We start from the raw sequence: 11,546 nt of genomic DNA, 5'->3' as shown, positions 1-11,546 counted from the left end.
TCTCAAAAACCCGCCCTTTTAATCGCGGTCACTCGATCGGACATGATATAAAATCTAAAATCGCAAGATTCATCTGTAGAGTCAATCTCAAATCTATAATCTATAATCGATTGGCATTCTGCCACCTGCGAAGAAACTCCGATAGAATTGCCGGCGAAATTCGCCCTTCCAGCCAATCTAAAGCCTGGTTCTGGTTTGGTGCAGCCCGATAAAATTTGCACGCATCTATCAGCCGAATCGGAGAATTAGTGACAATAGATTGAGAGCGCCATTTTTGTGCAAACTCGTTAATAATAGCCGGAGAAAGTTGTTTTTGCAGCCAATCTAAAGCTTGGTCTTGTTGTGCTAAACCGCGATAAAATTTGCCGACATCTATCAATCGCAAATTAGTGTCTGGAGGTAAGGCAGTTGCCCGCCATTTTTGAGCAAAGTCCGCTAAAACAGAGGTAGGAACCTGACTTTGCAGCCAAATTAAGGCAGTATCTTGGCTAGCCTTAGCTTGATAAGACGAGAATACCTGAGTCAGCCGCACGTCTGATATGGGAGTGGGAGTCGGAGTGGGTGTCGGCCGCGGAGTGGGTGTCGGCGCTGGAGGGGGGACAACTACTTTGGGAGATTTTCGCATCAAAGCGGCCCAGGTTTTGAGGCTGGCAATGCCGTCTGGATTGAGACCTTGAGATTTCTGAAACGAGATTAGCGCCGCTGTGGTGTTGGCTCCAAATTTACCGTCCATCGCGCCTTGATAGAAACCTTTAATTCTTAATTCCCTCTGGATGTCTGCAACTTTATAACTTACGGCGCCTTCTCGGACGCTTTCATAAATATTGGTGTCTACATTGCCCGATACGCCGGAGACGCTGCCGCTGTCGCTGTACTGCCAAAAAGTCCAAGTTTTCCAGCCGCCGGGAACCCAAGGTTCCTCAGCAGTGGTATAGTGAGCAATCCACAGTGGGTAATCGGCAAACCGTGTTGTCCCCAGGTTGTCCCAGAAACCGGGGTAGGTGTAGATAATCGGTCGCATCAAGGTGGCTTTTTCGACGGCTTCTAGCCAAATTGCGGCTCGATCGCACAATTGATCCGCACTCAAACCGCCTGTAGTTTCGATATCCAAGACTGCGGGCAAATCCCCCGCTTCGAGTTTTACAGTTTTCAAGAACAAATCTATTTGTCCTTGAATGCTGCTTGCAGGTCGAAAAAAGTGGTAAGCACCGCGTTGAATCCCCGCCGCTTTCATCGCCGCCCAATTGCGAGCGAAAGTTTGGGCAACGAACGTTGCACCCTCGGTCGATTTGACAAAACTGAAGGTAATACCATCCCTGGCAACTGCTTGCCAATTGACATTGGGCTGGTAGTCGGAAACATCTATACCGCGAATACTCATATTACCAAGGGTTGAGAAAAGCTGGTTTGCTCTGAAGCAGCGACTCGATTAAGGGTACATTAAATTGTAATGCTAAGTCGCTAAGTGTTTTTTTTGCAGTGGAGATTGTGCACATGAACTTCGATCGAATAGAGCCCGGCCCTGGTGAAGAGTCTGTTTGGGATTACCCACGTCCCCCTCGGCTTGAGGAATCGACCAAACACGTACAGATAATTTTTAATGGAGTGACGATCGCCGACACGCGCCGTCCTCAGCGGGTATTGGAGACGAGTCACCCTCCTGCCTACTATATCTGCCCCGATGACATCAAAATGGAATATTTGCACAAAACTTTACGAGGCTCTTGGTGCGAGTGGAAGGGACAAGCCGGTTATTACACTGTGACGGTAGAGTCGAAAGAAGTAGTAAATGCTGCTTGGTTTTATCCCAATCCTAATCAGGTTTTTGCAGCTATTAAAGATTATGTGGCTTTTTATCCCAGCAAGATGGATGCCTGTTATGTAGACGGAGAATTAGTGCAATCTCAACCAGGGGATTTTTACGGCGGCTGGATTACCAAAGATATTGTCGGCCCGTTTAAGGGAGGGGAAGGAACTTGGGGGTGGTGAGGGAATGTTGAGTTTTGAATTTTGAGTGGAGGACAGGGGCAGACACCGCGTTTTTTACGCAAAACCTCGTTACAGCCTCGACCCCGGTTTAAAAACCAGGTTTCTTGAGTTTGTGTGTACCGTCAATCGATTTTAGATTTTAGATTTTAGATTTTAGATTTTAGAATTGAAGCATTGACCCAGGCCAAAAACGGATACAAGCCCCCGACAGGAGTCGTGGAAAAATAAAAATTTTAGACCCTAGTTCAAGCTCCTAGATTTATCTGTGGGGTAAATCGAAAATCGAAAATCGAAAATCGAAAATCGACTGACCCCAGGGATAAATTCGGGGGGCTGGTTTATCGGATACAGGTTTTTTATTTCTGGGTTCTGAGTCTGCGAAGGAATGAGTACGGGGGCTTGTATCCTGGATGCTTTCAGTCCATGAGTTGAGGAATGGCGCCGAAATCGGTTTTTTTACGCCGTAAAAAGCCCCTAGTAAAAAATCGAGGAAAAATCGAGAATAATTCAATAAATCTGTAATTTAGTGAGCATGAATCACTGCAATGCAGCTACGGCAAAAACTCACGCGGCCGCTTCTTCCCTTCGGAAAAAATAGTGTAGTAAATAATACAACCAATGGTAAGAAATAAATAATTATATAATTTAAGAGCTGACACTAGCTTTGTTGCTGGTTTATTGTTTATTCGGATCTGCGCTGTGTCTGTTGAATTTATTGAGCCGTCTAACTCGCCAGAAAACTCACCCCAAAATTTATCTTTAGAGTCTACCCTTAAGGATCTGGCTCTATTCAATTTTCAGGTTGACTCCTCATATCTAGCCAAAGAAGTAGCTCGGTTGTTTCAATCTCACCCGCTGCTTCCGGGAGTTATCTTGACCGTAAATGGGGAATTTTTAGGGATGATATCGCGTCGGCGATTTATGGAACGCATGAGCCGCCCTTACGGAGTAGATATATTTGCTTGCAGACCGATTATAGCCTTGTATCAAATAGCTCAAACCGATATTTTGATTTTACCAGGAGTAGCCTTAATTGTCATGGCAGCTCAGCGCTCCGTGCAGCGACCGCCGGAACTGCTTTACGAGCCGATTGTTGTGCAGTTAGAACCTCAAGTTTACCGACTTTTAGACGTGCATCAACTGTGGGTAGCTTTATCCCAAATTCACCAACAAGCTACTTGGTCTATGAGCGAACTTTATTACAATTTATCGCTCACGCAATCCGAGTTAGAAGCAGCTAATTCTCAATTAAAAGCAGCTAATTCCGAATTGTATCGCCTTGCAAACTTAGATGGCTTAACTCAGATTGCCAACCGCCACTGTTTTAACGAATACTTAGAGAAAAAATGGCAAGAATTGGGAGAAGCAGCAGCAGAACTATCTTTGATTTTATGCGATGTTGACTTTTTTAAGACATACAACGATACTTACGGACATCAGGCGGGAGATGCTTGCTTGCAGCAGGTAGCCAAAACTATTGTTGAGGCTGTACATTACTCAGCAGGCGCAGTTTCGGGGGAGACTCTGGTAGCTCGTTACGGAGGTGAAGAATTTGCGGTAATTTTACCCCGCACTTCGTCTGAAATAGCTGTTTGGATTGCAGAGCGAATTCGAGTTTGCGTCAAAGAACTAGAAATCGAACACCTTAATTCAGCGGTGTGTTCTTTCGTAACGCTGAGTTTGGGGGTAGCGAGTACGTTTCCTGTGTCCGAAACTTCCCCGGGAAAACTGCTTGCGGCGGCAGACCGTTCGCTTTATCAAGCTAAAGACTTAGGGCGCGATCGAGTGATTTTAGATGCTATAAAATTAGATAAGTAGAAGAGGTTGAGTTCAGGAACTTTTGGCTTATGGAATTGCAGGAATGGCAAAAATTGAGCGAAGAACAAAAAAATCGCTACTCACAGGAATTAGCAGCACATCTGCCACAGTCAGTAATTTTTAAAGGTTTGCGATTTTACCCTGATGGGGGCTCCGAACTCTCTATTGCCATTTTTGAGTATGGAGGAGCTTTATTTTCTCTGATGCCAGGAGGCGAAGTCCAAATTGGATGCGAAGCCGGCAACTTTCGCCCGACAGACGAGCAAATTGAATCATTTCAATATACTGCCGAGGTGTATGAGATCGATCGAGATATATACTCTTACGTCCAAAGCGTCACTACACCTCCTCGAAAGGTGACATTTTCGCCGATGCTTGTAGAAATTCAACCGACAAAAATCGGTCTTGAGGCAATTAGTTCGGAGTCACTTAAAATCCAGAATTTATTAAAAGAGTTTCCAGACAGGCAGAGGATGATATGTAACGAGAGATACGGATTCGATCGCGCTGAGGATGGTGCGGTTGCTGCTTGGGAAATTACGAGCAAAACGCCAGAAGACCTCGCGACTGAATTGGCGACTGAAGGACTCCGCTTGCTAACTTTCGACGAATGGGAGTATGCCTGCGGTGCCGGAAGTACCACTCTATTTCGCTGGGGAGACTTAAATCCTAGCGATTGCTACCCAACTGACAAGGCAGCCGACTGGAAACTCCACTTGCAGCCCAACCTTTTCGGACTCCACATCGCTCAAAATCCTTACGATGGCGAGGTAATTAGCGACAAACATACAGTCCGAGGCGGAGACGGCGGATGCTCCATTTGCGGTGGACTTGGCTCTTTTTTTGGTTGGTTGCCGCTAGCAACTGCCTACTGGGAACCCGATGCACTTGAGTGGTTGGATGAAGACATTAGCGGAAACCTCATGCGCCGCATAATTCCATTACCCTAACGCTGATTCTGGCTTTTTCTTCCTGATTCTTTCTTCGTATCCTACCTTTCGGGAACGGCTTCGCCGAACGCGTCTTCGCGGTTCAACCATACTATTTTTTCCGGTCTGAAAAAAGTAATTAAATAAGAAGCCGATCGCGCAACGGTACGGCTCATAGCTAAAAAGGCGCGATCGCTCCTTTCGAGAAATCTTTGTGATAAAATTTGGACAAGTATTTAGCTTTAACGCATTTTTAAGCTATGGATCTCACTGGTACTCTTGCAGAAATTATTAGTTTGAGCGTTAATGACAGAATTCGCTTAGTACAAGCGATATGGGACAGCATAAGCGCCGATCCCGAACATCTTGAATTAACTGAATCTCAAAGGATAGAGCTATCTCGTCGCCTGCTAGACCACGAAACAAACCCCAATGCGGTTATTTCTTGGCAACAAGTAAAAGCTAGAACAATGGCGAGGTTGCAACAGTGAGCCTTTCTATTGTCCTGCGTCCGGCTGCACAGGAAGAGTTTGATGAGGCTGTTGATTAGTACGAGCAACAAAGTGCAGGACTTGGAGTAGAGTTTCTCAATCGTGTAGAAGAAGCACTCGATCAAATTAGCGCGACGCCAGAAGCTTACTCAATTGTTTTCCAAGAAATGAGGCGGATTGTCGTGCGAAAGTTTCCCTACGTGAACAAACCAGGCGTTCAACGGAGTACCGTTAGTACGCAGGCTTCGTATTTCCTTTTTTGCAAAGGCTTTTTATAGTGAGGTAGTTCCACCCCCACTTACTAATACAGTACCAGAGTATTTCCAGATTATCAATGGGTATACAGAAATAATTGTCGGTTTCCGTACCTACACCCGACGCTTCTTTCCATCACGCGGGCGTAATTCCCAACGGGGTACTTCGCGCAGCGCTCAGATTAATCCCCTCTAAATATACGCCCGGGACTTCCCGGCTGGTAGTTAATTTACTACCGTGTTGAACCGGAACAAATTGTAGTTCTCGCGATATTTCACAGCAAGCGAGAACCGAAAACTTGGCAGTCACGAGTCTAAGAATTTTATGAATAGGAGATATATGGGACGATCGCCCCGTGCCTACAAAGACTCGCACCAAGCACGTTCTGCCGTCCAGTGTCTGTCTGAAGATTCATAAATCCTCAACCCATCCAACCCGGCATTTTGGATCATCTCCTCAACTTCATCCAGCGTAAATGCTGCTTGCAACGAATCGCTGAATAACTGTTTCTGATGCGCGTTGCAATCTCCCGCATACAGATTGACTAAATTATCCCTGATTTCCGCTTTTTCCGGCCGCAGCAAATCCCGCAAAAAAATTGCTCCCTGCGGCTTCAACACCCGCTGCACTTCCTGCAAAAACGGCAGTGGATCGGGCAAATGGTGGATAATGCTGTTGGAAATCACCATGTCAAAATAATTGTCAGGGTAAGGCATTGCCTTAGCATCGATTAATTCGAGACTAATTTGCGATCGCACGCCAGCCTTTTCCACATTTTGGGCCCCGACTTTCAGCATATTTGCCGACAAATCAATGCAAGTCAATTTCCATGCTGGCCGCAGTTGAGAAATTGCGATCGGAATTCTCGCCGTACCCGTCCCCGCATCCAAAACGTTTCCAAAAACCGGCCCCAACGCCGCAGCACTCTGAGCAAAAGCAGCATTAACCTCAGCAAAATCCATCGAATCGTATTCGATCGCCTCTTCCAAGGAATCCATCACTTCCGGTTCCAAAACTCGCTGCATAAAATTTATCTGGTTCTCTGGAATTTCCATATAGGGATTCAGTTTCGCCTGCAAAAGCTCGACTAATTCCGGTTCCATATATTCGTAATTGTCCGGGATTTGCAGGCAAATAACTTTCTTGCCTTCGAGACTTTCGGGAAATTTGCTGCGAAGTCGATCGCCATGCTTCTTCTCCATCACAAATATCAAATCTGCCCACCCCAGCAAACCCTCAGTTACTCTAATTCTTGCACCTTTTTCGGTTCCAGCCGATCGCACGCTGTAGCCACTAACCTTCTCGCATATTTTCTCGGCAGTCAAACTCCTCCACTTATTCCGGCTGCATACAAACAATATCTTGATTTTATCCATCTAGACACAATTACAAAATTCTATGTTTATCGTGGCACGGGCGTCCCGCCTGTGCTTCCAAAGCGGTTAAAAATTTCCTTCTAATTTTCCCCCGATCGCACCTTGCATACCACAAATACTGTATTTTGTCAAATCCGGCAAAATCTCCGTTACAATTCTTAAACCATAAAATGCGGATTTTGCATAAATAATTGTACTTATTACATTTGCGAATTCGTTAATTTTACGATTTTAAAAGCTTTCAGCGTCAAAAACTTAAATTAGTCATAATGCCCCTGGATTGTGAAAATCGTACCACAAGCCTCAAAACAAGTAAATAGGTAAAATAATTGAGAATGAAGTCAATAAGTTTGGTCGTCTTTAGATTTTCTTAAGATTTCAGCCCTTAAAATAGATCGAACATTTAAAACTAAATCGACTTTTAGATTGTTTTTGCTTATGAAAGTAGCTGGAATTGCCCCGAAGACCGATCGACCCTCAACAATAGATACAGATGCTCGATCGCCCAATGGCATCCAACCAAACTCGATCGAACTCTGCTAGAATTAGTAAAACGAAGTCGTTATGAGTTTAATTAAATAGCTATGACCAACGAAACCGTAGAAAACCTAGTAATTATCGGCTCAGGCCCAGCAGGCTACACAGCAGCAATCTACGCAGGTCGGGCAAACCTGAAACCCGTAGTCTTTGAAGGCTACCAAACGGGAGGCGTCCCCGGCGGTCAACTGATGACCACCACAGAAGTCGAAAACTTCCCCGGCTTTCCCGAAGGCATCACCGGGCCGCAACTCATGGATCGGATGAAAGCTCAAGCAGCGCGCTGGGGTGCCGAATTATACACAGAAGATGTAATTTCGGTGGATTTGACCAAGCGTCCGTTTACAGTGCGATCGGAAGACAGAGAAATCAAAACCCACACGATAGTAATCGCTACAGGCGCGACGGCGAAAAGGCTGGGGCTGCCTAGCGAACACGTATTTTGGAGTCACGGCATTTCGGCCTGTGCGATTTGCGACGGCGCTACCCCAATTTTTAAAGGAGTAGACTTAGCTGTCATCGGCGCGGGCGACACAGCAGCGGAAGAATCTATTTATTTGACAAAATACGGCTCTCACGTACATATGCTGGTGCGGCGCGATCAAATGCGCGCGAGCAAAGCCATGCAAGACCGAGTGCTGAGCAATCCCAAAATTACCGTGCACTGGAACACCGAAGCACTGGATATTTTGGGCGAAGCGGGCGGCAAAATGGACGGGGTGAGACTTAGAAATATCGTGACGGGCGCTGAGAGCGATTTGCTGGTGAAGGGATTGTTTTATGCGATCGGTCACACTCCCAACACTCAACTGTTCCAAGGTCAGTTAGAACTCGACGAAGTAGGTTATATCGTTACCAAACACGGTTCGGTAGAAACCAGCGTCGAGGGAGTTTACGCCGTCGGCGACGTGCAAGACCACGAGTTTCGCCAAGCAATTACCGCAGCAGGCAGTGGCTGCATGGGGGCGATGCTGGCAGAACGTTGGCTGTCAGTTAACGGTTTAACGCAGGAATTCCATCAAACCGAGGCATCCGAGCAACCCACAGCAGCGCCGGAAGCTCCAAAAGTACGCAAAACCAGCGAGAACTTTGATATCCAAGACACGCGCCACGAAGGAGGTTATGCTTTGCGGAAGTTGTTCCACGATAGCGATCGACTGATTGTGGTCAAATATGCCTCTCCAAGTTGCGGGCCTTGCCACAGCCTCAAGCCGATTTTGAGCAAAGTAGTAGATGAGTTCGAGGGCAAAATCCACTACGTGGAAATTGACATCGAAGAAGATCCAGAAATTGCTGAAAATGCTGGCGTGATTGGTACACCGACGATTCAGTATTTCAAAGACAAAGATTTGGTAGCTGAGCTCAAAGGAGTTAAGCCGAAAAGCCAGTACCGCGAGTTAATTGCCAGTAATTTGTAGGAATTCGATCGATTTTAGATTTGAGGTTTGCCAAGAGAGATTTAACCTAAACTCGACTTGCGTCCCACCTGCCAAAAACCCGGTTTGTCCCCTGCGCGCCAGTCCCGTGCAGGGGGGAAACCTGGTTTTTTTTAGCCCCATCGCGCGAAAAAACCCGGTTTGTCGCGAGTGTTTGGCGAATGAGAAAGAGGATTTTTGACCAGGAATTTCAAAGGTGGTACCCGCCACCTGATTTATCCGTGGAATCAATCCAAAATCGAAAATCGAAAATCCTCAAGAAAGAGCATTTATCCGTGGGGTCGCCTCGAAAATCTAAAATCTAAAATCTAAAATCGATTGACTGTTCCGGGTTTTTGCGCCTGAGTGCTACTAAAATCGAAAAGTCTTATATAGGTCGATCGTCATTATGGCTCAAAGCCGCCTCCGACTCCCGCGATTTCTCAACAGTGCCTCACCGTCAAGCCTGTCAATGAAAATGATGTGGGCAGGTTTGACAATAACTGCCGTGTTTATATTGGTAGCAACCTTGTCTCCAGCTATGCAAGCTTGGGGATGGCTGCAAAATCCTACCGAGGCTTTGAGTAACCCCATCCACGAACCGCCGTCGGCGAATTATTGGTTTGGTACTAGCCGCAGCGGCTACGATGTGTTTTCCCGCACGCTGTTTGCTTCTCGCGCGGCTTGGCAAGTGGTGATTTTAGCCACTGCTTTGAGTTTGTTTATCGGTGTGCCACTGGGTTTGGTTAGCGGTTATTTGGGCGGCAAGCTCGATCGAGTGCTGTTATTTTTAATGGATACAATTTATACTTTGCCGGGGCTGCTACTTTCTTTGACGCTAGCGTTTGTAGTGGGAAAAGGAGTTTTGAATGCTGCGATCGCCCTGAGCATTTCCTACATCCCTCAATACTACCGCGTCGTCAGGAATCACACCGTCAGCGTCAAAACCGAATTATTTGTCGAAGCCGCGCGAGCAATGGGTGCTGACACTTGGACAGTGCTTTCGCGCTACCTGTTTCTGAATGTGATTCAGAGCGTACCGGTGCTGTTTGCGCTCAACGCTGCAGATGCAATTTTAACATTAGGAGGTTTGGGATTTCTCGGATTAGGACTTCCCGAAGCAACTCCCGAATGGGGACACGACTTGCGTTTAGCTTTAGATGCGCTACCTACTGGCATTTGGTGGACAGCTTTGTTTCCCGGTTTAGCGATGACTTTAATGGTGGTGGGACTGTCTTTGGTGGGGGAAGGATTAAACGAGTTTGTTAACCCTCGCCTGCGGAATCAGCAGTAATCTGTCTCGCGGTTAAATTAAGTTCTCCGTCAGGACTTGAGTTTTTTCTTCTTCTCTTTTCTTCCTACCCTTCGGGAACGGCTTCGCCGAACGCGCACTTCGCGTCTTCGCGGTTCGTTAAAGGAGAAATTAGGATAAAAAAAACCGAGATTATAATTGAGGAGGTGAAATCATGAAATCTATTCCCCGTATAGAATATCTCAAAGTACAAAATTACCGTGCTTTGCACAATCTCCAACTCAAAAATCTCACCCCCTTAACTGTATTCTTAGGCCCCAACGGTAGCGGCAAGTCAACTATTTTCGATGTTTTCGCTTTCCTATCCGAATGTTTTACCGAAAGCCTCAGAAAAGCCTGGGATAGACGGGGCCGATTTCGAGAATTACGCACCAGAGACAGCGAAGGCTGCATTATCATTGAATTAAAATATCGAGAGACATCCGACTCGCCTTTAATTACCTATCATCTCGCTATAGATGAAGAAAATAATCGTCCCTTCATTGCTGAAGAATGGTTGCATTGGCGACGCGGACAATCGGGAAAAGGAAAACCCTTTCGTTTTTTAGACTTCAAAAAAGGGGAAGGACAAGTCATTAGTGGCGAAAGTCCTGATGAAGAAGGTGAAAGGATAACCGAAAAACTAGAATCATCTGAATTTTTAGCCGTAAATACATTAGGACAATTTGCCAAACATCCCCGCGTTAGTGCATTAAGACGTTTTATTACAGGCTGGTATTTATCATATTTAACCGCAGAGCACACCCGCAGCCTTCCCGAAGCAGGTGCACAGGAAAGATTATCTCCCACTGGTGACAATTTACCCAATGTTATCCAATACCTAAAAGAGCAACATCCCCAACGGTTAAAAGAAATACTAAAAACCCTTTCTGTTCGTATTCCACGCCTCGAAAAAGTCGAAGCCTCAATCATGCAGGATGGCAGACTTTTGTTGGAAATTAAAGATGCTCCTTTTACTCATCCTATTCTGGCAAAATATGCCTCCGATGGTACGTTAAAACTCTTAGCTTATTTGACTGTTTTTTTCGATTCCAATCCCCCGCAATTAGTGGGAATAGAAGAACCAGAAAATCATTTGCATCCGCAATTATTACCTCAGCTTGCAGAAGAATGTCGTTCGGCTTCTGCGAATACTCAATTAATGGTGACAACGCATTCTCCCTTTTTTGTGGATAGTTTGAAGCCAGAGGAATTATGGGTATTATATCGAGATGAAAAAGGTTTTACTCAAGCAAAAAGAACCGCAGATATGCAGGGAGTCAAACAATTTATGGAACACGGTGCCTTACTGGGTTCGCTGTGGATGGAAGATTTCTTTGAGGTGGGAAATCCGCTGAAAAATGGGGGTAAGCTGTTGTACCTTTAAATAGGGTATAATAAAAAAGGAGTTTAGTCAATCTCTACAAAAATGCCAGCTAAAAACC

At 45.8% G+C, this 11,546-nt stretch carries 9 protein-coding genes; 7 read left to right on the top strand and 2 right to left on the bottom strand.

Features of this window, described 5'->3' with window-relative positions; translation table 11 throughout:
- Positions 1-100: 100 nt before the first annotated feature.
- The gene (locus tag QT990_RS00045; protein WP_333464753.1) at positions 101-1,381 is read right to left on the bottom strand and encodes a GH25 family lysozyme; all 1,281 of its coding nucleotides are present in this window, start codon (positions 1,379-1,381) and stop codon (positions 101-103) included.
- A gap of 113 nt (positions 1,382-1,494) precedes the next feature.
- Here QT990_RS00045 and QT990_RS00040 point away from each other — a divergent pair, with 113 nt between their 5' ends.
- From QT990_RS00040 to QT990_RS00025, 4 genes are all read left to right on the top strand, one after another.
- Entirely contained in the window at positions 1,495-1,989 is a 495-nt protein-coding gene (locus QT990_RS00040; protein WP_333464752.1) for a DUF427 domain-containing protein, read from the top strand.
- 699 nt (positions 1,990-2,688) lie between these two features.
- Positions 2,689-3,807 (top strand): diguanylate cyclase domain-containing protein, encoded by a 1,119-nt coding sequence (locus QT990_RS00035; RefSeq protein ID WP_333464751.1) that lies wholly within the window; start codon positions 2,689-2,691, stop codon positions 3,805-3,807.
- Positions 3,808-3,836: 29 nt separating this feature from the next.
- Positions 3,837-4,757 (top strand): hypothetical protein, encoded by a 921-nt coding sequence (locus tag QT990_RS00030; RefSeq protein WP_333104996.1) that lies wholly within the window; start codon positions 3,837-3,839, stop codon positions 4,755-4,757.
- Between the two features lie 239 nt (positions 4,758-4,996).
- Positions 4,997-5,227, top strand: coding sequence for an addiction module protein (locus tag QT990_RS00025; RefSeq protein WP_333464750.1), 231 nt, complete (start codon positions 4,997-4,999; stop codon positions 5,225-5,227).
- A 614-nt stretch (positions 5,228-5,841) separates the two neighbouring features.
- Here QT990_RS00025 and QT990_RS00020 read toward each other — a convergent pair.
- Complete coding sequence (locus QT990_RS00020; RefSeq protein WP_333464749.1) at positions 5,842-6,858, bottom strand: methyltransferase domain-containing protein; 1,017 nt, start codon at positions 6,856-6,858, stop codon at positions 5,842-5,844.
- 584 nt (positions 6,859-7,442) lie between these two features.
- Between QT990_RS00020 and trxB the strand changes: the two genes are divergently transcribed.
- The 3 genes from trxB (at position 7,443) to QT990_RS00005 (ending at position 11,488) form a co-directional block, all read left to right on the top strand.
- The gene (gene trxB / locus QT990_RS00015; protein ID WP_333464748.1) at positions 7,443-8,813 is read left to right on the top strand and encodes a thioredoxin-disulfide reductase; all 1,371 of its coding nucleotides are present in this window, start codon (positions 7,443-7,445) and stop codon (positions 8,811-8,813) included.
- Positions 8,814-9,219: 406 nt separating this feature from the next.
- A complete protein-coding gene (locus QT990_RS00010) occupies positions 9,220-10,104 on the top strand; it encodes an ABC transporter permease (protein ID WP_333054802.1) in 885 nt (294 codons plus the stop codon).
- A gap of 172 nt (positions 10,105-10,276) precedes the next feature.
- Positions 10,277-11,488: an AAA family ATPase gene (locus tag QT990_RS00005; protein ID WP_333464747.1), complete on the top strand. Its 1,212-nt coding sequence runs from the start codon at positions 10,277-10,279 to the stop codon at positions 11,486-11,488.
- Positions 11,489-11,546: the final 58 nt, after the last annotated feature.

It is taken from the genome of Microcoleus sp. T3_B1 (assembly GCF_036700445.1).
Taxonomy (GTDB): Bacteria; Cyanobacteriota; Cyanobacteriia; order Cyanobacteriales; family Microcoleaceae; genus Microcoleus.
This window is presented reverse-complemented; position numbering and strand designations above follow the sequence as displayed.

Coding starts and splice junctions, on each gene's coding strand:
- QT990_RS00045 (WP_333464753.1), bottom strand. CDS start 1,381: ATGAGTATTCGCGGTATAGATGTTTCCGACTACCAGCCCAATGTCAAT.
- QT990_RS00030 (WP_333104996.1), top strand. CDS start 3,837: ATGGAATTGCAGGAATGGCAAAAATTGAGCGAAGAACAAAAAAATCGC.
- QT990_RS00025 (WP_333464750.1), top strand. CDS start 4,997: ATGGATCTCACTGGTACTCTTGCAGAAATTATTAGTTTGAGCGTTAAT.
- QT990_RS00020 (WP_333464749.1), bottom strand. CDS start 6,858: ATGGATAAAATCAAGATATTGTTTGTATGCAGCCGGAATAAGTGGAGG.
- trxB (WP_333464748.1), top strand. CDS start 7,443: ATGACCAACGAAACCGTAGAAAACCTAGTAATTATCGGCTCAGGCCCA.
- QT990_RS00040 (WP_333464752.1), top strand. CDS start 1,495: ATGAACTTCGATCGAATAGAGCCCGGCCCTGGTGAAGAGTCTGTTTGG.
- QT990_RS00010 (WP_333054802.1), top strand. CDS start 9,220: ATGGCTCAAAGCCGCCTCCGACTCCCGCGATTTCTCAACAGTGCCTCA.
- QT990_RS00005 (WP_333464747.1), top strand. CDS start 10,277: ATGAAATCTATTCCCCGTATAGAATATCTCAAAGTACAAAATTACCGT.